The 23,682-nt window shown below is 40.6% G+C and carries 20 protein-coding genes; 12 read left to right on the forward strand and 8 right to left on the reverse strand.

The genetic code is table 11. From position 1 onward, the window contains the following. Positions 1 to 5 precede the first annotated feature (5 nt). Together dnaK and grpE are read right to left on the reverse strand one after the other, a co-directional pair. Positions 6 to 1,934 (reverse strand): molecular chaperone DnaK, encoded by a 1,929-nt coding sequence (gene dnaK, locus ACYVIL_RS03705; RefSeq protein ID WP_460311599.1) that lies wholly within the window; start codon positions 1,932 to 1,934, stop codon positions 6 to 8. A gap of 102 nt (positions 1,935 to 2,036) precedes the next feature. Then, positions 2,037 to 2,654, reverse strand: coding sequence for a nucleotide exchange factor GrpE (gene grpE, locus ACYVIL_RS03710; RefSeq protein WP_460311600.1), 618 nt, complete (start codon positions 2,652 to 2,654; stop codon positions 2,037 to 2,039). Positions 2,655 to 2,881: 227 nt separating this feature from the next. Between grpE and ACYVIL_RS03715 the strand changes: the two genes are divergently transcribed. Further along, complete coding sequence (locus tag ACYVIL_RS03715; RefSeq protein ID WP_460311601.1) at positions 2,882 to 6,247, forward strand: PAS domain-containing hybrid sensor histidine kinase/response regulator; 3,366 nt, start codon at positions 2,882 to 2,884, stop codon at positions 6,245 to 6,247. 46 nt (positions 6,248 to 6,293) lie between these two features. On the opposite strand, the gene ACYVIL_RS03720 is transcribed toward ACYVIL_RS03715, so the two are convergent. The 3 genes from ACYVIL_RS03720 to ACYVIL_RS03730 form a co-directional block, all read right to left on the reverse strand. After that, a complete protein-coding gene (locus ACYVIL_RS03720; RefSeq protein WP_460311602.1) occupies positions 6,294 to 6,668 on the reverse strand; it encodes an MmcQ/YjbR family DNA-binding protein in 375 nt (124 codons plus the stop codon). Positions 6,669 to 6,709: 41 nt separating this feature from the next. After that, positions 6,710 to 7,351 carry a response regulator gene (locus ACYVIL_RS03725; RefSeq protein WP_303474794.1) on the reverse strand — a complete coding sequence of 214 codons (642 nt, stop codon included), beginning with the start codon at positions 7,349 to 7,351 and terminating at the stop codon, positions 6,710 to 6,712. Positions 7,352 to 7,483: 132 nt separating this feature from the next. After that, positions 7,484 to 9,748, reverse strand: a complete 2,265-nt coding sequence (locus ACYVIL_RS03730; protein ID WP_303474795.1) for a TonB-dependent receptor — start codon at positions 9,746 to 9,748, stop codon at positions 7,484 to 7,486. 247 nt (positions 9,749 to 9,995) lie between these two features. On the opposite strand from ACYVIL_RS03730, the gene ACYVIL_RS03735 reads away from it, so the two are divergent. The 11 genes from ACYVIL_RS03735 (at position 9,996) to ACYVIL_RS03785 (ending at position 20,993) form a co-directional block, all read left to right on the forward strand. Further along, entirely contained in the window at positions 9,996 to 11,291 is a 1,296-nt protein-coding gene (locus ACYVIL_RS03735) for a GntP family permease (protein ID WP_303474796.1), read from the forward strand. A 29-nt stretch (positions 11,292 to 11,320) separates the two neighbouring features. After that, on the forward strand, positions 11,321 to 12,562 hold the full coding sequence (locus ACYVIL_RS03740) for an E22 family MetX-like putative esterase (protein ID WP_460311603.1): 1,242 nt from the start codon (positions 11,321 to 11,323) through the stop codon (positions 12,560 to 12,562). A gap of 12 nt (positions 12,563 to 12,574) precedes the next feature. Next, positions 12,575 to 13,582 carry an extracellular catalytic domain type 2 short-chain-length polyhydroxyalkanoate depolymerase gene (locus tag ACYVIL_RS03745; protein WP_460311604.1) on the forward strand — a complete coding sequence of 336 codons (1,008 nt, stop codon included), beginning with the start codon at positions 12,575 to 12,577 and terminating at the stop codon, positions 13,580 to 13,582. A gap of 3 nt (positions 13,583 to 13,585) precedes the next feature. Further along, entirely contained in the window at positions 13,586 to 14,353 is a 768-nt protein-coding gene (locus tag ACYVIL_RS03750; RefSeq protein WP_460311605.1) for a 3-hydroxybutyrate dehydrogenase, read from the forward strand. A gap of 87 nt (positions 14,354 to 14,440) precedes the next feature. Next, positions 14,441 to 15,316, forward strand: coding sequence for an NAD(+) kinase (gene nadK, locus ACYVIL_RS03755; RefSeq protein ID WP_303474799.1), 876 nt, complete (start codon positions 14,441 to 14,443; stop codon positions 15,314 to 15,316). A 91-nt stretch (positions 15,317 to 15,407) separates the two neighbouring features. Then, positions 15,408 to 17,099: a DNA repair protein RecN gene (gene recN, locus ACYVIL_RS03760; protein ID WP_460311606.1), complete on the forward strand. Its 1,692-nt coding sequence runs from the start codon at positions 15,408 to 15,410 to the stop codon at positions 17,097 to 17,099. Positions 17,100 to 17,211: 112 nt separating this feature from the next. Then, complete coding sequence (locus ACYVIL_RS03765) at positions 17,212 to 17,568, forward strand: outer membrane protein assembly factor BamE (RefSeq protein ID WP_303474801.1); 357 nt, start codon at positions 17,212 to 17,214, stop codon at positions 17,566 to 17,568. A 436-nt stretch (positions 17,569 to 18,004) separates the two neighbouring features. After that, complete coding sequence (locus ACYVIL_RS03770; RefSeq protein WP_460311607.1) at positions 18,005 to 19,597, forward strand: ABC-F family ATPase; 1,593 nt, start codon at positions 18,005 to 18,007, stop codon at positions 19,595 to 19,597. Positions 19,598 to 19,628: 31 nt separating this feature from the next. Then, complete coding sequence (locus ACYVIL_RS03775) at positions 19,629 to 20,120, forward strand: LabA-like NYN domain-containing protein (protein ID WP_303474803.1); 492 nt, start codon at positions 19,629 to 19,631, stop codon at positions 20,118 to 20,120. A 117-nt stretch (positions 20,121 to 20,237) separates the two neighbouring features. Beyond that, positions 20,238 to 20,528 (forward strand): YebG family protein, encoded by a 291-nt coding sequence (locus ACYVIL_RS03780; protein WP_303474804.1) that lies wholly within the window; start codon positions 20,238 to 20,240, stop codon positions 20,526 to 20,528. A 186-nt stretch (positions 20,529 to 20,714) separates the two neighbouring features. Next, positions 20,715 to 20,993 (forward strand): Na+/H+ antiporter NhaC family protein, encoded by a 279-nt coding sequence (locus ACYVIL_RS03785; RefSeq protein ID WP_460311609.1) that lies wholly within the window; start codon positions 20,715 to 20,717, stop codon positions 20,991 to 20,993. Positions 20,994 to 21,122: 129 nt separating this feature from the next. On the opposite strand, the gene ACYVIL_RS03790 is transcribed toward ACYVIL_RS03785, so the two are convergent. From ACYVIL_RS03790 to ACYVIL_RS03800, 3 genes are all read right to left on the reverse strand, one after another. Continuing rightward, the gene (locus tag ACYVIL_RS03790) at positions 21,123 to 22,322 is read right to left on the reverse strand and encodes a serine hydrolase domain-containing protein (protein ID WP_460311610.1); all 1,200 of its coding nucleotides are present in this window, start codon (positions 22,320 to 22,322) and stop codon (positions 21,123 to 21,125) included. 79 nt (positions 22,323 to 22,401) lie between these two features. After that, a complete protein-coding gene (locus tag ACYVIL_RS03795) occupies positions 22,402 to 23,061 on the reverse strand; it encodes a cyclase family protein (RefSeq protein ID WP_460311611.1) in 660 nt (219 codons plus the stop codon). Between the two features lie 17 nt (positions 23,062 to 23,078). After that, complete coding sequence (locus ACYVIL_RS03800; RefSeq protein ID WP_303474905.1) at positions 23,079 to 23,549, reverse strand: nuclear transport factor 2 family protein; 471 nt, start codon at positions 23,547 to 23,549, stop codon at positions 23,079 to 23,081. Positions 23,550 to 23,682: the final 133 nt, after the last annotated feature.

Here is a 23,682-nt window from a genome sequence, read left to right on the forward strand (position 1 = left end):
GACGCTTATTTTTTATCGTCTTTTACTTCTTCAAACTCAGCGTCAACTACGTCGTCTTCGCCTTCAGCAGATTCAGCTTGAGGTTGCTCTGCACCCGCAGCGGCACCATCAGCAGCAGCTTTAGCTTGAGCAATTTCCATCAGCTTAGCTGAAGCTTGGATCAATTCCTGAGTTTTAGCTTCAATCTCTGCTTTATCTTCACTCTTCACAGCTGTTTCAAGGGCTTCAATGGCTGTTTCAATAGTTGCTTTATCTTCAGCTGGTAAATCGTCACCCGCTTCTTCAATTTGTTTTTTGGTACCGTGGATCATTGCATCAGCTTGATTACGTGTTTGTACCATTTCTTCAAATTTCGCATCAGCATCTTTATTCGCTTCTGCGTCAGCTACCATTTGCTCAACTTCAGATTCACTCAAACCAGAAGAAGCTTGGATAGTAATTTTCTGCTCTTTACCTGTATCTTTATCTTTAGCAGATACATGCAGAATACCATCAGCATCAATATCGAAAGTGACTTCAATTTGAGGAGCACCACGTTGTGCAGGGCGAATACCTTCAAGGTTAAATTGACCTAGAGATTTGTTACCCGCAGCTTGCTTACGCTCACCTTGTAATACGTGCACGGTTACCGCAGACTGGTTGTCTTCTGCTGTTGAGAAGGTCTGAGATTTCTTAGTAGGAATCGTAGAGTTTTTCTCAATCAACGCAGTCATCACACCGCCCATGGTTTCAATACCAAGAGACAGAGGAGTAACGTCTAGTAACAATACATCTGTTACATCTCCGGCTAACACTCCACCTTGAATCGCGGCACCTGCAGCAACAGCTTCATCAGGGTTAACATCTTTACGAGGTTCTTGTCCGAAGAATTCAGTGACATACTTCTGTACCAATGGCATACGTGTTTGACCACCAACCAAAATAATATCGTTTACATCGCTCACTGACAAATCTGCATCCGCAAGGGCTTTCTTCACTGGTTCAAGGGTTTCCTTAACCATATCTTCAACAAGTGATTCCAACTTAGCACGAGTAACTTTAATGGTAAGGTGCTTAGGACCAGAAGCGTCAGCGGTAATGTAAGGTAGATTCACTTCTGTTTGTTGTGCAGAAGATAATTCAATTTTAGCTTTTTCACCTGCTTCTTTAAGACGCTGCATTGCAAGAGGATCTTTACGTAAATCAACGCCTTGATCTTTCTTGAATTCATCAACCAAGTAATTAATTACACGGTTATCAAAATCTTCACCACCTAAGTGTGTATCACCATTAGTCGCAAGTACTTCAAAGGTATGCTCGCCTTCAACTTCATCAATCTCAATGATGGAAATATCGAAAGTACCACCACCAAGGTCATAAACGGCAACGACGTTATCACCTTTTTTCTTGTCCATGCCATAAGCAAGTGCTGCAGCAGTTGGCTCATTGATGATACGTTTAACTTCTAATCCAGCAATTTTACCTGCATCTTTAGTTGCTTGACGCTGTGAGTCGTTAAAGTAGGCAGGAACAGTAATAACCGCTTCAGTGACTTTTTCACCCAAGTAATCTTCAGCCGTCTTTTTCATTTTTTTCAGTACTTCAGCTGAGATTTGTGGCGGAGCCAACTTCTCACCCTTCACTTCTACCCATGCATCACCATTATCCGCCTTGCTAATAGAAAATGGCATAATGTCGATGTCACGTTGCACTTCTTTATCTTCCCAACGACGACCGATAAGACGCTTGATAGCATATAAAGTGTTTTGTGGATTAGTAACTGCTTGACGCTTAGCAGGTGCACCTACCAAAGTTTCACCGTCGTTACTGTATGCAATTATAGATGGCGTTGTACGATCACCTTCTGCATTTTCTAAAATTTTAACTTTGTCGCCTTCTAAAACTGCGACACATGAATTTGTTGTACCTAAGTCGATACCAATGATCTTACCCATTAGCGTGTCTCCATAAAAAATTATTAAAACTAAGTCTTAGTATTTGTGGGGTTATTTTGATTTTTTTCAACATTAAATGTAAAAAAATCTCCACAAAAACTCTTATGCTTCGATGTCTACGCCACCTTCAGCGGCTCTAGAAACCATTACCATTGCAGGACGTAACAACCTGCCATTAATTTCATAGCCTTTTTGCATCACTGCCATCACCGTATTCGGTGGCAACTCTGCGTTTTCTTGCATCGACATTGCCTGATGCAACTCTGGGTTGAAGGGTTCACCTTGCGGATCAATCACTTTCAAACCGAATTTTTCGACTGTGCTGACAAAAGACTTAAGGGTAATGTCTACCCCTTCCATCATAGGTTTGAGGGATTCATTGTCAGGATCAGCTAATTGAATCGCTCTTTCCAAATTATCCGCCACTGGCAAAAGCTCTCCAGCAAAACGCTCCAATGCAAACTTACGAGCTTTTTCCACTTCGGCCTCTGCACGACGACGAGCATTTTCCATTTCAGCTTTGGCTCGCAAAACCGAATCTCTCTGCTCATTCACCGTCGCTTCAGCTTTAGCTAATGCTTCTTGTAACTTTGCAATTGTTTGTTCGGAATCTCCGGCACCGGCATTTTCAGCCGCTTGATCAACCTCAGCTTGTTCTGCTTGATTGAATTCAGGTTGTTCCTGTTGATTATTATCTGTTGGCTGTTGCTCTTTGCTCATGCCTTACTCCATCGCCTTTTTCACTAAACTTAATCGGATTAATTTCGAGTTGCGATATAAATGGGGTTTGTTTAAACGGCTTCAAGGGTAAAGACCCCAGTTTTTTTAATGAAATAGAAAAAACATTTCCAATTGGAATTAAAAGCAATCGGTTTTATAGTGAGTTTGGCTTAAAAAAATAATTATATTTCAATAAATAGCCCCTTAAAAAGGATAAGAATCAGCCAATGTTTTCCCTTGTTTCCATGTCTACTGTCATTTTTGTATATTTAATCACGCTGTTCCTAGTTGGCTACTTAGGTGATAAATACTTACGACAAGGGCGGCAACACCCGATAATTTATAGTTTAGCGCTAGGCGTTCATTGTTCATCTTGGGCGTTTTTCGGCACAACAACGCAAGCGACTCAGTATGGATGGGCTTTTGTACCCACTTACATGGGCATTATCATGGTGATGCTTTTGGGTTTTGGTGCGTTAAAGAAAATAGCAGAAATATGCCAACGGAATAACATTAGTTCACTTGCCGATTTTATTGGTGTGCAATACAACAGTGCGAATCTGCTTGCCGCGACTGTTTCTTTACTGTGTTTTATAGGCGTGGTGCCTTATGTGGCTTTGCAACTCGACTCAGTCGTAGATAGCTTAGCACTGTTGACGAATGAGTCATCAACTAGCATGGGGTTGTATGTAGCCATCGTTCTTGCAGTGCTGGCAATATTTCTTGGTGCCCGCTCATTTGATCTAACCGATAAAAAACCTGGTTTAATGATAACCGTCGCCTTTGCTTCAGCGCTAAAACTCATCGCTCTCTGTTTCGTTGGTATTTTCGTTTGTTATGGTTTATTTAACGGTGTATTTGATTTAATGGGTAAAGCGCAGTTATCTTCTAAAGCACAACAAGTTTTGCAGACGGATTCTGGGGGATGGGTTTACCTAAGCCATGTTTTTTTGGGGATATGTGCGATGTTTTGTCTGCCAAGGCAATTCCATGTTAACTTCGTCGAGTACAAATCTAAAACGGAACTGCATACAGCTAGGTGGTTGTTTCCTCTTTTCTTAGCAGGCATGGGGTTGTTCGTACTGCCCATCGGCTTAGCTGGTCACATAATATTTGATAAACAAGACATTTCTACAGATATCTATGCCCTAGCACTCCCCCTGAACGCAAATAATGGCATGACAACCTTAGTCAGTTTTATTGGTGGCTTAGCAGCAGCGACTAGTATGGTGGTAGTAGCAACGTTGGCGGTAGGAATAATGATCTCTAACAACCTCATTACTCCGGTTTGGGTTAAGTTCAAATTAATCAATCAAAAACAAAACAATTTAAGCCCTTCCATCATACTGTTTATTCGACGACTCACCATAGCGTCAGTATTAGCTGTTTCCTACTTTTATCACAAAGACGTCAGTTCAGGCTCACCCCTTGTGAATAGCGGTATTATTGCTATGGCATTATTGGCGCAAACATTTCCCATGATGCTCCTTAGCCTGTATTGGCAAAAATCAAATAAATTAGCAGCATATATTGGATTGCTGGTAGGTTCAGCAGGTTGGTTTTATTGGTTACTTTGGCCCAGTATTACTTCAAGTTATTATTTTGACGCAACGCCTACAGATTTAGAGTTGGGTCGGGGGTTTATATTCAGTTTATTAGCTAATGGAATATGTTTTGGGATCATCGCTTGGTTCAGTCCTTCCAGTCCTGCAAACCAACAAAATCATATTCAAACTAACCGTCCTCAGAAACATCCAATTAAGCTCTCTAAATTACTTGCTCTCACACAAAATGTGCTTAGCCAGGATGAAATTAACGGCCTTAAAAATAAACTCGGTAATGCTGGCTCAAATAGTTTTGCCAGTATGAGTATAGTTGAATCCGTTGAAAGCATGTTGGCTGCAAAAATAGGTGGCGCAAGTTCACGAATTTTAATTTCGGCAATTGCAGAAAAAGACGAGGTCCCGCTAACTGAATTAGTTGAATGGATGGAGGAAGCAGCGCAAACTTTTCAATTTAATCACGAAATTTTGCAATCCAGTGTTGAGCACATTCAACAGGGAATCAGTGTTATCGACCCAGACCTAAAATTAATAGCTTGGAATCAACGCTACATTGAAATGTTCGACTACCCTGAGGGGTATATCCATGCTGGTATCTCTATGCGAAAAATTCTGGCGTTTAATGCCCAACGAGGGCTGTTTGGAAGCGTAGATAACCCGCAGCAAGAGATAGACAAACGGATAGAGTATATTAAACAAGGCAGCATCTACAAATATGTGCGCAAGCAACCGAATGGTCAGGTAATAGAACTCAATGGCGGTCCTCTCCCCGGTGGCGGTTTTGTGACCACCTACAGCGATATTTCTGAGTACATGGAAATTCAACAACAATTAGAGCAAGCTAAATCGCAGTTAGAAAAACGCGTAGACTTGCGTACAGAAGAGCTTAAACATTCAAACCAAGCATTAACTAAAGCAAAGCTTCTCGCTGAAAGAGCTAATGAGAGTAAAACCAAGTTTTTAGCGGCAGCCGGACATGACCTAATGCAACCTTTCAACGCGGCAAGTTTGTTTGCTGAGTTGATACTGCAGAAATCCAACGAACCTGAAATTAAACAGTTAGGTCAATCCTTAAATGACTCCATCAATAACGCAGAAGAGTTGCTTTCTTTGCTGTTAGATATGACAAAGTTGGAATCGGGTGTGCTGGAGTCTCATATTCAAGAATTTCCGATAGATGACATTTTATCCCCTTTATTTAATGACTTTAATTTAATCGCACAACGGAAAAACCTGAACTTAAACTATGTGCCCAGCAGTGTGGTGGTCGTGTCTGATAAAAAGCTGCTAAAGCGTATTGTTCAAAACTTATTATCGAACGCAATACGCTATACCCAATCAGGTAAAATTGTCATGGGTTGTCGGCGCAACAAACAACATGTGAAAGTCTGCGTTTTAGACACTGGACCTGGCATATCGACAGCAGATCAAGACCATATTTTTGAAGAGTTTAAACAGTTAGACAAAACGAATGTTCAACAAGGATTGGGATTAGGACTTACAATAGTAGACCGCCTTTCATCTCTGCTCAATCATCCAATTCAGTTGCAATCGAAGATTGGTAAAGGCAGTAACTTTTCGGTTTCACTCCCCTTAGGTAAACGTACCAGAAGCCAAGTTAAAAGCGTCGGCGCAATGCCAATCAAAACCGAGATTTTACATGGTAAAACCGTGCTTTTAGCGGAAAACGATCTGCAAACACAAGAGGCGGTCGTGCAATTACTAGAAAGCTGGGAAGCAATGGTAGTAACGGTCGAAAACTTGGAAGATGTTGAAAGCTTAGACAAAAACAACCACATCGATTTAATGCTATTAGACTATCATTTGGATCATCATTTAACCGGACTAGACATCGCTAAAAATCTTAGAAACAACTTACCTTATCCCATTCCAGGCATACTTAATTCATCTGATCGTAGTGATAATATGCGTGAAAATGCACAAACTGCCGACCTACTGTTTCTTCCTAAACCCCTTAAAAGTGCCGCGCTAAAACGGATGTTGCGAAAGATTAAGTGGACTAAAACTTAACTAGAAGGCTGGTTAGAAGAACAGGTTTGCAACAGGCTGATGAAATTTAATTACCAACAGACTGCTGTAAACCAAGGGATTTTTGTTTGGCTTTGGAGAGGCCTTGAATGACTAACCCATATGACGCCTTAAGGTAATACGCCAACTCTTCGTTATTTCGCCCTTGAGAGTCAACTTGCTGTATCCATTTCATTCCTCTACTGGCGAAGTACGGTGCTGGAATATAGCCTGGTCGTTCACATAAAAAATGGTAATTTTGTTCCGAAGTTTTAAAGGTAAAAGCAGGTTGTTTATCCTTGCTCCAACCACCAATAGCAAAGACTTTACCGCCAACTTTCCATACATGTGAATTGCCCCACTGCATGACATAAGTCGTTGCTAATAATGCGCCACAAAATTGATTAAACTCTTGGTAATTCATATTGCTTGTTAGATATTAACCCTAGCTAGCCCGTGTTCACATTAGACTTGATTCATCAACTGTTTAAATAGTACGCCAGCTTGTGTGCGATTATTTAGTTTCAGCTTTTTAAGTATGGCAGAACCATGCTGTTTAATAGTCGTTTCCTTAATGCCTAGCTCGTAAGCGATTTGTTTGTTTAACAAACCATCAGCCATCATTTTAAGCACGACAAATTGTTGAGGCGTCAGTTGTTCCAAATTCTTAGCAAATTCAGACTCTTCTTCAGGTAACTTCGCTTCTACTTGGGCTACCAAATGTTCAGGTAACCACTGTAGTCCATCCAAAACTTGTTCTATGGCATTGGCTATGGCAGACAATGAACTGGACTTTGGGATAAAGCCGCTGGCACCTAAATTAATCGCTTTTTGAATAATTAATGGTTTCTCCTCACCAGACACTATCACCACTAAAACATCTGGATGAAGCAATCGAATTTGGCTCAATCCAAATAGACCATCATTACCTGGCATATTCAAATCTAGAAACACCAACTCAATTTCTGGATCATGATTTAGTGCTGATAAGGTTTCTTGTAAAGTCGAGGTTTCGGTGATGTCATCATCTAATAGCGCACTCACTGCCTGTTTGAGAGCAATGCGAAATAATGGGTGATCATCTGCGATAAGAGCTTTAACTGACATATTAAATGATTAATTACGACTACAATGGTTGGCAGCATATGAAAGGTTGCTGCCAAGCTCAAGTTATATTAACGGTAACAGCATAAAAAAAGGGCGACTAGGTCGCCCCCATGGGAACAGCACAAGGTGCTATTAGAAAGTATAGCCTACTGTAAGGTGAATAGTGCGTGGATCACCGTAGTAACCGATCAAAGTAGTATCGCCACCTAATCCGGGTAACAAATCACCGTCAGCATTTCGGCCACCAGTAAAGTTGTAACCACCTACTCGATATTCTTCATCTCCTAGGTTTTTGGCATGTAATCCCGCTGTCCATTGGCCATCATCGCTGTACCAATTTAAGCTAAGGTTTACTAACCCATAACCTTCTTGACGTAATAATTCATCAGGCGATTCGAATAACTCATAATCATCACGATAGTAATAATTACCATTGAAAACAAAATCGCCCATATCGGTGGTAAATTCATATTTAACGCCTGCATTGAAGGTAAAATCAGGCGTATTTGAAATTACAAAATTATCTGACAAATCAACAGGGTTACCTGCAGCATCTACAGAGAATACTTCGGTAAATTCCGCGTCAATTGTTCCTAAAGCACTGGTGAAAGTAAGCCCTTCTGAAGCAATATAAACCAGTTCAATTTCAAGACCTTTAGCATCTGACTCTCCCACGTTAGCAATTCGCTGGGTAGGTTCAGCCAAGTCATCAGAAGGGACATTTACAACGTATTGTCTGTCGGTGTAATCCAACCTAAACAGTGTTGCATTGAGTCTAAATGAATCGGTCACATCGCTTTTCATACCAATTTCATAAGAATCAACGATCTCGGGGGCGGCAGCAGGTTGAAAGAATGTGGCTCGAGGATTATACATTCCAGATTTGAAGCCCTGGGAATAACTTCCGAAAAACATAGTTGAGTCGGTTAATGCATACTCCAGTCCTAACCTTGGGGTTAAGCGCGACCAAGTTTCGGTGTCATCGATCACCACATTGGGTGCATAATCAGGTCTTACATAACCATCTACCCAACCAGAGTTAGGATAAGCTTGACCGAGCCGCGTTCCCGCTTCAACTACGCCGTGTTTTTCATCTTTTGTATAACGCAGACCCACAGTCGTCGAAAGTTTGTCAGTAATGTCATAAGACACTTGCCCATACAGAGCTAAACTCTTTGTATCTGTACAACCGCTTTGCTCAATGGAAATACCAAAAGCCATTAAATAGGCATCGTAGATACCACAAGCCTCAGCATCGTAGTAATAGGCACCTGACACAAATGTGACGCCGTCACCCACGTAATTTAGTTGGAACTCTTGTGAAATCTGTTCATCGGTATAGGTAGCTGGTGTATCAAAAATACCTAGTGGCGTACTATCAAAATCGATATTAGTAGGTGAATCACCCTCACGACTTGCCGTGACTGATTTAAATGCCCAGCTATCGTTAATATCCCACTCGACCGTTAGGCTCATGCCTTCGGTTTCAACTTTGTTCCATGTAGGTAGACTTGAATAAGAATCATAGACACTATCAGGTTGCGGGGCATCCGTTAAAATACTATCGGATAATCGATACCCCCCTTTCGCATTTGACTCATCTTTAGTTTTGTCATAATTGAAGCGAACAAACACATCTTCTGTAGCCTGATACTCCAAAGTAAATCGTGCAGCTTGTACATCTTTATTATAGTTTTCAGTATCTTGCCCTTCAGGAGCGACTAAAAATTCTCCAAAACCATCACGATTTAGGCTGGCAACAGCAAACCCAAAAAAGAGATCATCAGTAATAGGAATTTGCCCAGACACTTTTAAGTCTCTTTGGGAGTAGCTACCTAGAGTTGCATTCACTGACAACTCTGTTTCACCGGACATTTTTTTGGTGACATACTTAATTGCACCACCAATAGTGTTCTTTCCGTACAAGGTGCCCTGAGGGCCACGCAGCACTTCGACTCGTTCCAAGTCGAACAGATCTAAAACGGCACCTTGTGGTCTAGAAATATAAACATCATCGATGTATACACCAACACCGGGTTCAAATCCCCAAACCGGGTCTTGCTGCCCTACGCCGCGAATAAAAGCGGTTAACGTTGAGTTCGTTCCGCGACTAACTTGTAATGTGGTGTTTGGCGACTGCTGTTGGATTTCAGTCATGACCGACATCCCTTTTTCCATTAACTCAACAGCACCTATAGAGGTAAGCGAAACTGGAACTTCTTGTAGACTTTCTACGGTTTTACGCGCAGTAACTTCAATTCTTTCTAAACCACCTTTGGATTCTTCTTGTGCAGTAACTTGTCCAGATAAACAAGACAATGCGACTGCTGATGCTAGAGTTGAAAGTTTAAGCAACTTTCTTTTTTGAGCGCTAGATTGTGAGTGTGTGTGTTTCATAGAGTGTCCTTCTTAACACAGTTTCTTTTTATAAAGTTTTTAGTTTCGCTGCGGTCACAGTGACAGTGTAATTACTCTAATCTAGTTCAAAATGTTTTACCTTAGTACCATAGTACTATGTCCTAATCCGTTAAAAAGTTTAACACTATATCCCACACTCAAAACTGCATTTACTTAGGCAATTGAGTGAAATGATATGTCTCTCTGCGGTCACAGATTTTTGTATCATTTAAAAAAGGGAATAAAAATGCTGAGTCTCATTGGCTTAATCGGCGGCTTATTTTTACTCATAGTCTTAACAATCAGAGGCATGAATCTTTTTATTGCAGCCCCTCTATGCGCACTTATCGTTGCCCTAACGAGTGGATTACCGGTTTTTATCGGCGATATGAATTTTGTTGAAACCTATATGTCGGGTTTTGCAGGATTTGTCGCAAACTGGTTTTTCATGTTCTTGTTAGGTAGCTTGTTTGGAAAATTTATGGAAGACACCGGCGCGGCTGATGCTGTTGCCAAAGCTATTATTGGCCGCCTAGGCAAACAACACGCGGTTGCCGCTGTCGTTATAGCCTGTGCCATTCTAACTTACGGAGGTGTAAGTGTATTTGTGGTGGCGTTTTCTGTTTATCCTATGGCATTGAGCCTTTTTAAGGATGCTAATTTACCCAGGCGTTTCATTCCAGCCGCGCTCGCATTCGGCTCTGTTACATTCACCATGACCTCTGCTGGCTCACCGGAAATACAAAATTGGATTCCCATAAAGTACTTAGGAACCTCACCTTTTGCGGCATGGGAAGTCAGTTTGGTAGTGGCTATTTTCATGGCTACCCTCGGCTTTTGGTGGATTAGAAGAATGATGAACAAAGCTATCGCCGCAGGTGAATGTTTTGAAACCAAAGACCATGATCCAAAAATTACACAGCGGCATTACCCGCACTGGGTGACGGGATTAATTCCTTTGTTAGTCGTGTTAGTTTTATCCTATACCTTTCATGAATCACTGCAACAAATGGCGTTAATTGTTGCTTTGGGAGGGGGCGTATTGACCTTGATGATCATCAACTTTAAGTATTTCCATAACTTGACTGCAGCAGTTGGAGTGGGTACCACGGGGGCACTAATTGCCATTGGCAATACTGCTGCAGTGGTAGGCTTTGGTACTATCGCTAAATCCACTGAGGCGTTTCAAACTGCCGTTGAAGTGATGACTCAAATTCCTGGCAACGAATTGATTGGAGCGGCCATTGCTGTCAGCGTAATAGCTGGACTAACGGGTTCAGCTTCAGGTGGTCAGGCAATAGCGTTGCCTTTAGTTGGGCCTCATTATATGGACCAAGGTGTCGATCCAGAGCAATTACATCGAATTGTTTCAATTTCGTCTGGCGCACTGGATTCACTTCCTCATAATGGCTATGTTGTAACGACCATACGCGGTATCTGTCATGAAACACATCAGAGAGCATACTGGGCGGTAGGCGCATTAACCGTGGTGATCCCGTTAATTGGGTTAAGTTTAGCTATTGCACTGTTCACTTTCTTTTAAAGGTGAAAATGGAAATGAAGGAAATAAGTTTGAAATTCAATCGACCCAGTTGGCTTAAGCCCTGCTTTTTACTGTTATTGTGCTGCATACAATCAGCCTGTGCTAATACACAAAGTCTCTCAGAGAACGGGGTTAGTTCTGGTGATATTGAAAGCGTATCTCTGGTTCAGAAAAAATCATTTACAACCAAAAACTTCCAAACATTTGGTGGCAAAAACATTGAAAACGTGACTGTGGGTTGGGAAAGTTATGGCAGCCTAAATGCGAAAAAAGACAACGTAATTTTAATTACACACTTTTTTACCGGTAATTCCCACGCCGCGGGTAAATACAATAATAGTGATAGTGCAGCGGGTTACTGGGACGCCATTATCGGGCCTGGTAAAGCCATTGATACAAATCGCTTTTATGTCATAAGTGTAGATAGCCTTGCCAATTTAGGGGTACACAATCCTAATGTCATCACCACTGGTCCCGCCTCTATAAATCCTAAAACAGGACAACCATACGGTCTTGATTTCCCAGTAGTGACTATTCGTGATTTTGTAAACGTACAGAAACAACTGCTCATGTCCTTAGGAATTTCAAAATTATATGCCGTTGTTGGTCCGTCAATGGGTTCAATGCAAGCTCTTGATTGGGCTGTTGCATACCCCAACTGGGTTGAACGAATGGTTTCAGTTATCGGCTCTGGTCAAGCAGATGCTTGGACATCGGCTAAACTCGAACATTGGGCTACGCCCATCAAATTGGATAAAAATTGGCAACAAGGAAATTATTATTCAAGCCAAGCACCTGTAGACGGCTTAGTCGCTTCGCTGATGTTAATCACTCAAGATGCACTCTACCCTGATTTTTTCAATCAAGTTGGCAAAGAGATTAACTTTTCAGCTTTGGAGTCAGCAGCGCTTGACGATATACGACAATCTCCCAGCATAGTTAATTGGTTAAGAGCACGGGCTCTAGCGCGCGCTGAATCGATGGATGCAAACCACCTATTGTACTTAGTGAGAGCCTGTCAATTGTACGTTGCAGGTCATCAAGGTGATTTAAAAAATGCGCTAAAAAAAGTACAAGCAAAAACCTTGTTGTTACCAGCTCAGACCGATCTTTTATTGATGCCATATAATTTGCAATCTACCCAGCAAATGCTTTTGGACAATGGCAAAGATAGTCAGCTATCAATTCTGCCAGGCACCTTAGGGCATCTCGAAGGTGTTGTCGGTATTAGTAAACATGCTGCCCTAATTCAATCGTTTTTAAATAAATAGGTTAACAATCATATGAGAAAATTACGTAATTTAGTTATTTGTATGGGTTTAACCACGAGTGCCGCGATAAATGCCGAGACAGTCGATTTAGATTTAAATATTGATGAGATCACTGTGTCAGGCCTTTCGAGCGGTGGATATATGGCAAACCAATTTCACATTGCTTATTCTGATTGGGTTAAAGGAGCCGCTATTCTGGCAGCGGGACCATATTATTGTGCTCAAGGAAGCATTACAACGGCGCTGTCAGAATGTGTCAACAAACAATCAACAGAGTTCTCGTTAGATGTTTTAACAAGTCAATTACAGCAATATGCCAATCAAGGATTAATTGCCCCTCTATCTAACTTGCAAGACAGTAAAGTTTGGTTACTACATGGCAAATTAGATGCAAAAATTTCCCCACCAGTAGCCAATGCCCTTTATCAGCAATATCAAGAATTAGTGAAAGATGAAAACCTAACCTATATTAAAGATAAACCTTTCGCTCATCACTTCCCTACCCTTGCGACGGGATCTTCCTGTGATACCTCAGAGTCACCTTACATAGGAAATTGTAACTATGATGCAGCGGGTGAGTTCCTTAGTTTTTTGTACCCTCAGTTGAACTCCCCTAAGGCGAATATCAGCGGAAAAATTATCCCCATTAACCAACATAAACTAGGCGGAGAACCTGCAGATAGTATGGCTAAAGCCGGCTATTTGTATGTACCCCAAAGTTGCGCAGAAGGTCAAGAATGCCAGGTGCATGTTAACTTCCATGGATGCAATCAAAATGCTGAAACTATTGGTCAAGATTACATTGCTGGCAACGGGTTAAATCGCTGGGCAGATAACAACCAGTTGGTCGTATTATACCCTCAAACCACTACCTCCATGATGCTGCCAATGAATCCTCAAGGTTGTTGGGATTGGTGGGGATACACCGACGAAAATTACGCGACCGCCCAAGGCCAGCAAATTCAGGCCGTAAAAAACATTGTCAACGCCCTCGCCGTTGAATCGAAATCGAAAGGATAAAAAATGCAAAATAAGACCATACTAATAACTGGCGCTGCTAGCGGTATTGGATTAGGTATAGGCCAATATTTAGGAAAATTGGGACATAAAATCATTGTTGCTGATATTAACCTTCAATCTGCACAAAACGCAGTGGATAAATTAATTGCTGACGATATTGATGCCCTCTGTGTGCAATTAGATGTCAGTGATCCAGAACAAATAGAAGCGTTACCGCAAACACTGTTACCTAACACTGTTGATGTGTTAATTAACAACGCTGGAATTCAACATGTATCTCGTTTAGAAGACTTTCCGGCACAAAAGTGGCAACAACTCATCAATATCATGTTGGTAGGTCCCGCGCTATTAACCAAAGCATTTTTACCCCATATGCGCGAGCAAAATTATGGTCGTATTATCAATGTTGGCTCTTTACACTCAGTGGTCGCCTCCCCTTACAAATCAGCATATGTAGCAGCCAAACATGGTCTTTTAGGTTTTGCAAAAACCTTAGCCCTTGAAACGGGTGATTGTGATGTAACCATCAATACATTGTGTCCTGGATACGTTAAAACGCCTTTGGTTGAACAACAAATTGCTGCACAAGCCGTTGAGAATGGGATCAGTGAAGAAGACGTGATCAATAAAATTATGCTCGAGCCTATGCCTAAAAAAGCGTTTATTGAAATAGAAGAGTTGGCGAGCACAACTGCATTTTTAATCAGTGATGCAGCCAGAAACATGACAGCACAAGCGTTGGTTATTGATGGAGGTTGGACCGCCCGTTAAACATTATTTGAGACAGTATTGCCTATCATGCTTGGTTTTCATTACTAAGCATGGTTATACTGAGTTTTTGATTTTAAATAGAAAGTTATGCCATTTAAAACTATAGGTCTAATTGGAAAGCCTGCACATGAAGGTGCAAACAAAAGCCTTAACGCTATATTGCAGTTTCTGAAACGAAAGCGATGTCGCATTTTGGTTGAAACTAAAGTATCAAACATGCTGCAAGGCAATGGCTTTGAAACGGCTGAATTAGAAAATATTGGTTTACAAGCAGATCTAGCCATTGTCGTGGGGGGTGATGGGAATATGCTTGGCGCAGCTAGAATACTAGCGCAACATGATGTAGCTGTGGTTGGCGTTAACCGCGGTAATCTTGGTTTTTTAACCGACATCCATCCAGACGATATAGAGCGTCAATTAGAATGCCTGTTTAACGGCGAATTCGTCAGAGAGCAACGATTTATTTTGCAAGTTGATGTATTCCGAGAAGGCAAACAACAAAGCTCCAATTCGGCTATCAATGAAGTGGTACTGCACCACGGTAAAGTAGCTCATATGATGGAATTTGAAGTATACATTGACGATAACTTTGTATTTAGTCAACGCTCCGATGGACTCATTGTTGCCACTCCTACAGGCTCAACTGCATACTCTCTGTCTGGTGGAGGACCGATTCTAACCCCCAATCTAGATGCCTTAACCTTAGTGCCCATGTTTCCACATACATTAAGTAGCCGACCTATAGTGGTAGATGCAAATAGTGTGGTAAGAATGAAAGTATCCTGTGACAACACAGATAACCTGCAAGTAAGCTGTGACAGTCACATTGCTTTAACCGTATTTCCTGGTGATGAAATCTATATTAAGAAAAATCAAGATAAACTGTCACTGATCCATCCAAAAGACTACAACTACTTCAATGTTTTGCGCACTAAACTAGGTTGGGGTTCAAAACTATATTAGTTTTTAAGCGTTAAATTGTAATTCTACTTTACATGCAGAAAATATTGTATATATTTACAGTTACTGTATATATAAACATGTATTTATTGTTATGTTAATTCATTTATCCGTCCAAAATTTAGCTGTTGTAAAATCCTTAGATGTCGATTTTAAGCAAGGTCTAAGCGTCATTACTGGTGAAACTGGTGCCGGTAAATCTATTGCCATAGATGCATTAGGCTTGTGTTTAGGTAATCGCGCCGATGCAGGCATGGTGCGACCAGATTGCGATAAGGCTGACGTTTGCGCCACCTTTGATATTACCCATCTTCCTAAAGTGAAATTATGGTTGAATGAAAATGACCTAAGGGAGAATGAATTAGCAGAAGATGAACCTCAAGAGTTGATGATACGTCGCGTCGTTTCCTCTGAAGGGCGCTCCAAAGCCTACGTAAATGGGTATCCAGTTCCCGCACAACAGCTTAGAAATCTAGGTTTACAGTTAATTAGTATCCATGGTCAACATGCACATCAATTATTGCTTAAACCTGAAATCCAAAAACAATTGTTGGATAATTTTGCTGAACATGGAAATTTAGTTAGTACTGTAAAACAACAATATGAATTGCTTAACCGTGCGCAAAAACAAATGTCTGTGTTACTAGCAGGTACACAAAAGCGTTCAGACCGTCGCAACTTATTACAATATCAAGTGCAAGAATTAAATGAATTCAATCTAGCCGAGGGTGAGTTTGTTGAATTAGAAGTTGAACATAAAAAGTTGAGTAACAGTCAAGCACTTCTAGAGCAATCTCAAAAAAGTTTCTATCAACTGTATGATGCCGATGAAGGTAGTGCCTTAAATGCAGTGCAAAGCAGTATAGATATGCTTGGAGAACTTCAAGAACATGATCCTGAATTAGGGCCTATTGTCACTATATTAAACGAGGCATTAATTAATATCGATGAAGCGTCGAGTCAATTGCGCGCTTATACAGATCGCTTGGAAATTGACCCCATGAGAATGCAACAAATTGAACAACGTTATTCTCAAGCTTTAGATTTAGCCCGAAAGCACGGAGTGCGTCCCGAGGAACTGTTTGATCATCATCAACAATTATCTGCAGAGTTAGCCGAATTAGACAATCAAGATGAATCACTCGAAGAGTTACAGGGTAAACTTAGCCTACTGCAGCAAAATTATATCTGTGCCGCTGAAAAATTAAGTAAAAGCCGTAACAAAGCAGGTAATAAATTGGCGAAATTAGTGGAGCAACATATTCAGGAAATGAATATGTCGCAAGCAAAATTCTCAGTTAGCGTAGATTTTGACACCGAGTTAGCCCCTTCACCTTCAGGTTTAGACAAAGTGAAGTTCTTAATCTCTACAAATTTAGGGATTCAAGCAGATACTTTGGAAAAAGTCGTCTCTGGCGGTGAACTTTCTAGAGTTGGTCTTGCCTTACAGGTGATTAGTGCGAAAGGTAACTTGATTCCAACTATGATTTTCGATGAAGTAGACACAGGTATTAGTGGCCCTACTGCATCGGTTGTTGGAAAATTGTTGCGCAAGCTTGGACAAACAAGCCAAGTTATATGTGTCACTCATTTACCTCAGGTAGCAGCAAGTGGCCATCAACAAATGTTTGTCACTAAGTTTTCAGATAAGAAAACCACAGAGACACATATGCTTTGTTTGCAGGAAAGTGAACGAATTGAAGAATTAGCACGCTTGTTAGCGGGCGATACTTTGACTAATTCTGCTATCGAAAATGCAAAAGAGTTGTTGAGCAGTTATCATTAGTCTCGATTATTTATTGATTGCAGACCTAATGGTGAGTTAGCATGCGTGTCCAGAAATAAGCTGCCCTAATGGGCTTGGCTAAATTGATTATTTAACTTAAATGAAAGAATGAATGAAGTATAAAAGTATAATAGTTGCTGTAGTTACCACATTATTTTTGTCTGGTTGCACAGATTGGATATACCGTATTGACGTTCCCCAGGGCAATTTCCTTCAGGAAAAAAGCGTGAAACAACTACGCGTTGAAATGACCAAAGAACAAGTGATTTATGTACTCGGACGCCCTGTTGTCCAAGACTCATTTGACCATGATACCTGGTATTACGTTTATGAAATGAAGCGAGGTATGAGTAAGCGAGGTGAAGACTTCCGCAAAGAGTTAATCATTCACTTTGAAGACGAAAAAGTGGCAAGGGTGACAGGTGACTTTGAGCTTTCCGAAGATTTTAATACCCCACTAGATCAATAATACGAGTCTAAAGTATCACCTATATTTTGTTACCTTAAATAATTATTTAAGGTAACAAAATGTAGGTGAGTTAACACTGAATCTGTTTCAGGCTCTGAAACTCTAACTCAGTTTTGTTCTGTTGATACCCCCTCACATTGCTAGCCGTTAGCGCTTAGACTAGGCCTTAATCTGCAAACTCACTGTATTTTCACTAACGCCTCTCGGTTCAGTGCTATTTACACTGACCTATTGGCTACCTTTACCAAGTTGCTTGCAAACCAGTCATAAAATTTTATTCAAGTTAAACATTTAGTCACAACCACTTAGCCATGCTCTGTAAAACTATTTAAAGGGTTATCTGTGATTATTATCAACAAACCCCATCAAAATGAAGTTATTTGTGGCATAATCCCGCGCAAAATTTATATGTAATTAGTCAATAGGAATTGCCATCGTGTTAGCTACTGCCAATATCACCATCCAATTTGGTGCCAAGCCTCTTTTTGAAAATGTTTCAGTGAAATTTGGCGAAGGAAATCGTTACGGCCTAATTGGTGCTAATGGCTGTGGTAAATCCACCTTTATGAAAATTCTAGGAAATGATCTAGAACCATCTTCAGGCAATGTCACTAAAGATCCTAATGAAAGAATTGGCAAACTAAAACAAGATCAATTCGCCTTTGAACAATATTCTGTTATCGATACGGTCATCATGGGTCATGAGGAACTGTGGAAAGTAAAAGAAGAGCGTGATGCGATTTATGCCAACCCTGAAATGACAGAAGAAGATGGTATCAGAGCAGCTGAGTTGGAATCTGAATTTGCTGAAATGGATGGTTACACCGCTGAATCTCGTGCTGCTGAATTACTCACTGGTGTAGGTATTGAAGAAGCCTTGCATTATGGCCCTATGAGTGAGGTTGCACCGGGTTGGAAATTGCGAGTGTTATTGACTCAAGTCTTATTCGCCGATCCCGATATCATGCTTCTTGATGAACCAACTAACAACTTGGACATTGATACTATTCGCTGGTTGGAAGATACCTTGAATTCGCGTAACTGCACCATGATCATCATCTCTCACGATCGTCACTTTTTAAACAGTGTTTGTACGCACATGGCAGACTTAGATTACGGTGAGTTAAGACTTTTTCCAGGTAATTACGATGAGTACATGACGGCGGCTACACAATCTAGAGAGCGTCTACTTTCTGACAACGCTAAGAAAAAAGCTCAAATAGCAGAACTGAAATCCTTCGTGAGCCGTTTTTCTGCTAACGCTTCTAAATCCAAACAAGCCACATCAAGGGCTAAACAAATAGATAAGATTCAGCTAGATGAAGTAAAACCCTCTAGCCGACAAAACCCATTTATTCGTTTTGATCAGGAGAAAAAACTCCATCGATTAGCCCTTGAAGTTGAAGGCCTAAGTAAATCTTTTGATACTCCTCTTTTCTCCAACCTAGATTTAATGATTGAGGTGGGTGAAAGAGTCGCTATCATTGGTCCTAATGGCGCAGGTAAAACAACCTTAATGCGCTGTTTATATGGCGACATTGCAGCTGATAGTGGAAATGTAAAGTGGTCTGAAAATGCCTCTATAGGCTATTACGCGCAGGATCACGCCCAAGACTTTGAAGAAGACAAAACCTTATTAGATTGGATGTACCAATGGGGTAAAGAAGGCGACGACGAGCAAGTTATTAGAGGGACATTAGGCAGACTTTTATTTTCCCAAAAAGAAATTGATAAATCCGTTAAGGTCATATCTGGTGGCGAACAAGGTCGAATGATTTTCGGCAAGCTTATTTTGCAGAAAAACAACGTATTACTAATGGATGAACCAACCAATCACTTAGATATGGAGTCTATTGAGTCATTAAACCTAGCCCTTGAAAACTACCCTGGTACCTTATTATTTGTCAGTCACGACCGTGAGTTTGTATCTTCACTAGCAACGCGAATATTAGAAATCACTGAAAACGGAATCGTTGACTTTAGAGGCAACTACGAAGATTACCTAAGCAGTAAAAAACTCGTTCAATAGCTAACTTAACTAACCTGTAGGCGGTAAGGGTATGCAAAATAAAGAGAAAAACATCGGCGTTTTTGTTGATGTACAAAATGTGTACTACACTTGCCGACAGGCTTATCACAAACAATTCAATTATCGTAAGCTATGGCAAGAATTAACTTATCGCGGAAATATAGTTGTGGCTAACGCGTATGCTATCGCGCGGCAAGATGACCAACAAATCAAATTTCAAGACGCCCTTAGACATATAGGTTTTGAGGTCAAACTTAAACCTTTTATACAACGTAGCGATGGCTCAGCTAAAGGCGATTGGGATGTGGGTATTACCGTTGATATGATCGATCAATCACCGCTTCTAGACGAAATTATTTTACTCAGTGGCGATGGCGATTTTGCAGTGTTAATGGGCTATATCAAAAGCAAGTACCAGGTCTCAACACAGGTCTACAGCGTCCCCCAATTAACCGCTAAAACCTTAAGCGATTGCGTTGATATTTATCATCCTATAGAAGCCAATTCGTCCTTTCTTAAATAAATTAAAACTGCTTTTCTCCATTAGAATTTCACCTCAACAAAATACTGTACATACAAACAGTGTTGAGCTATATTTATACTCGATGGCACCAAAACAACCGAAATATGAGGAAACGTAATGGCGATTATTGTGAGATATGTTGTTGAGCGAAATGGAGAAGAAAAACTAGTGACTTCTGACAAAAAGGCGGCTGATCAATACGACAAAATGCTTGATGTTGCCGATAACCTGGGCACTTATATTCAAGCAAAAGGCATTAAATTACCGAATGAAATAGCCGAAGACCTCACTATCTTGTTGTCGAAAAATAAAGACGTCATTGCCAAATTATTTAAAGGCACAGATGCCGACTCTATATTAGAGCAAGAAAAAGCTGAAGTTGTTAAAATGGACAAAAAGAAAGCATAATCAGACAATGATTCAATTTATTTGAAAAATAAATAACGCTTATTACAAAATGTAAGCGTTACGCTCCCCTAAACCTCTTGTTGAGTTGGCATTCATAGCATTAGGTACAGGATCATCATAGGGAACCGTGGCAATCTTAAAGCCATTAGTTTTACCCTTAAGTTGGAAAATTGGAAAATTGGAAAATTGGAAAATTGGAAAATTATAAACCAAGACATAGATATTCCAACTGTGGCTAATATGTACCTATTTTATTTGTCAATATCAGCAGTTTTAGCGGGTTTACGCTGGGGCGATAATAGCTCGCCCATGTCAGATACCACGGCCTTATCTTCTATGGCGTCAAAATGCGATGATGTTCAACACCTTCGTATCCCAATGCCCTATGCACTGATTGTCGGGTTTGTCCGCATTTGTCGTAATTATGGCATTTGTCGTAATAATGCTAAACACCCTAGCGGCTAGCTTTGGCTTTGGGTGGTGGCGTAGGCTTAGGATGGTGGCTTGGCTTGCTCGTCGGTGCTGCATATTTAATGGTAACCATGCAAATCATAAGTAACGAAGCTAACCAAACCCAATAACTAACCTGTCTTATCAGTCGTTTTGCTGCAAATCAATGGCAACCTTAATCCGATCTATAAATTCGAAGCGTTTCCGATTCAAATCGGCATCGCTAGCTGTTGGCCAATTACCATTAAATGCAATCACAAGATCTCTATTTGGGTCAATAAATATAGTTTGCCCAAATATACCTCGAGCAGTATAACTTCCGTCATTGAATGTCCACCATTGATACCCATAGCCTCTGTCGGGAAATCCATAGTCAACTTGTTTAGTAGTCGCCTTTGCTACCCAATTATCAGGGAACACTGACTCCCCTTCTATTTGCCCATTTTCCAACATAAACAAACCATAACGGGCAAAATCACGTAAGCTAGCTTGAATACAACATCCTGATATTTCGTTACCATCAAAACCCAAAATCCAAGTCGCTTTTTGTGCCATCCCAAAGGGCTGCCAAATTTTTTCAGTCAAATATTCGCTAATATTACGCCCAGTTGCTCGTTCAACTAAAATACCAATTAGGTTGGTTTCCCCTGAAGAGTATTGCCATTTTTCACCCGCTGGGTAGGCTCTAGATAAACCGCGCATATAACTGACAATCGTGGGTAAACCACCTTGTGCTTGATGATTGTTGAACAAGGCTACATCTGAATCTGGATCAGTGTAATCTTCATTCCATGCAACACCAGAGGTCATGGTAAGTAATTGTTCAATGGTTACATTATCGTAAACAGAGCCTTTTAAGCCGGTAACATATTCAGAAACATTGTCGTTAAGACTGCGTATGTGGCCTTCTTTTAAGGCAATTCCAACAAGACTTGAAGTGAATGATTTAGCCACCGAAAAGCTAGTCCACCTGGAGTCAGCTGAATGTCCGAGACCATATTTTTCAAACCTGATTTTGCCTTTATGCAGTATTAAACCACCAGCTAAACGCTGCTCCTCAAAAAAACCATCGATATCTTCATTTAGTATCAACTCCTCACCAATAGGCAACTCTTTTACTTTGCTATTTGGCAATATTTCACGAGACTTAACGAGAAGAGAAAACTGATCCATAACTTGAAAAGCTGCATCACGCTGACTTTGACTCCAAAACAGAATGTCAAGATCTTCAGGCGGATCTAGAAGAAGGGAACGCCATTTAGGACCAACCCACCACCACCCTAAGGCGGAAAAAACCAACAATGCTATTAGCCCACGACCTATCCATTTCAACGTTCTATTCATTTTATTTTCTCTCCCTGATTATCTTTAAACGGACGCAAACTATTACTTTTTAAACTTTAACACCTTAATACTATTATCATTATTCCTGTAACTGCGCAAACGCACGTACTGGAAAGGTTCCAAAACCTTTTATTTTTACTGGTACGGCATAAAAATAAAAACCATTTACTGGTATCGGTTGTAAATTGCACATGTGTTCAACAATTAAAATATCAGCTCCTAATAATGTACTATGCACAGGTCTCCCACCGCCGCTAGTATCATCAATATTATGGCTATCAATTCCCACAAGCAGCACACCATTTTTTTTCAAAAATAATGCCGCACCTTCGGTAAGAAAGGGATGATTCTCATAATATAACTCGGTGTTCCAATGACGAGACCAATTGGTTTGAATGAGTACTGCCTTACCCGTTAGCTCCATGTCAGCGAAATAACTCTCATCGATTGCAATGATATGTTGTGGAATCTTTATTTTCACGCCATCTAAATGTGCTACAGCGTCAAGATCAAGTTCAGAAAGGTCATCGCCATCCACATAACGATGAAATGGTGAATCAAGATAGGTTCCGGTATTAGAACACATTTCAATTTTGCCAATCTGAAATGAAGTACCTTCTTCATAGTGTGACTTAGATGCTTCTCGGCTCAGATAGTCACAAATTATTGGAGCAGGTAAACCCTTGTACGTGACCAAGCCATCTTCGACGGTATGACTTAGATCTATTAATTTAGCCATTAATCATTTTTCACTATTTATAACGCCAGTTCACTCAAACTTGGATAGTCATCGGGTCTATTCTGTGTTTGCCATACCAGTTTGCGCTGGTCTTCATTAATGGCCATATCGTTGATACTTGCAATGCGTTTTTGCATATATCCATTTTTATCAAACTCCCAGTTTTCATTTCCATAAGAACGAAACCAGTTACCTTGTTGATCGTGCCATTCATAAGCAAAGCGAACAGCGATACGATTATCTGTGAAAGCCCATAGTTCTTTGCTAAGCCGATAGTCCAATTCCCTTTTCCACTTATTCTGCAAGAAGCTCACTATAGCGTCCCGCCCAACTAGGAATTCTGAACGATTTCGCCATCTGCTTTGCGCTGTATAAGCGAGTGATACTTTTATCGGATCTTTTGAATTCCAAGCATCTTCTGCCATTCTAACTTTTCGAGCGGCCGAGTCTGCCGTAAACGCAGGTAATGGGTGTCTTGGGAGGTCAATCGTATTCAATTCACTTTCCTTCTTGAGGTTATAAAGCGGTAGTAATACTAGATTACCAATCGCGTGCTGCGTCTAATTATAAGTTTGCATTGATTAACAACAAAACAAACAATTTTTATACTCTTAAAATGAA

It is taken from the genome of Aliiglaciecola aliphaticivorans (genome assembly GCF_054782055.1).